Source organism: Caldimonas tepidiphila, assembly GCF_003569765.1.
Lineage (GTDB): Bacteria > Pseudomonadota > Gammaproteobacteria > Burkholderiales > Burkholderiaceae_C > Caldimonas > Caldimonas tepidiphila.
On the sequence record NZ_KZ983984.1, the window covers coordinates 303 to 969 of the forward strand.

1 protein-coding gene is annotated in these 667 nt (G+C 66.7%); it reads left to right on the plus strand.

Going from position 1 to position 667, the window contains the following annotated elements:
* Nucleotides 1-74: 74 nt before the first annotated feature.
* A partial coding sequence (locus D3A59_RS04195; protein ID WP_205665113.1) for a hypothetical protein occupies nucleotides 75-667 on the plus strand: 593 nt, incomplete at its 3' end.

A 667-nucleotide genomic window follows, 5' to 3' on the forward strand; every position in this document is an offset into this window, starting at 1 on the left:
CCGCGACTTCAACGTGGACGTGGCCTACCCCACGCTCAACTACTGCAACCTGGAAATCGAGGGGCTGATCTGACATGCCTGTGACCGTTCTCCCGGAACCGCCCAAGCGGACCGACCCCACGAACTTTGCCATTCGCGCGGACGCCTTCCTCGCCGCGCTGGTGACGTTCAGCATCGAGATCCAGGGCGTCGACAGCGACCTGACGAACTACAAGGCCTTCCTGCCCGTCACCGCCGACGGGCGGGTCGGCGTGGGCGGCAACCCATGGACTACCGCCGGGCTGCACCTGCAGCGCGACCTGTCCGATAGCGCGGGCAGCACGACCGCGAACGGTGCCCTGTTGACGTCGACGATCCCCTCGGGCACGACCGTTGCGGCGCGCGGCTTCCGTAGCGTCATGACGACGCAGGCGACGACGTTCACGGTCACGAGCGTCGCCCACTTCCAAGTGGACCCGGTAGCGAAGGGCGCAGGCAGCACGATCACGAACCAGTACGGCTTCGCCGTCGAAGCGACGCTGACCGGCGGCACGAACAACTTCGGCTTCTGGTCGAACATCGCCAGCGCGGCCGGCCGCTGGAACTACTTCGCCGCCGGTACCGCCCCGAACTACTTCGCCGGCAACGTGCAGTTCGGCAGCACGACCGCGATCACGACGCGCTTCAA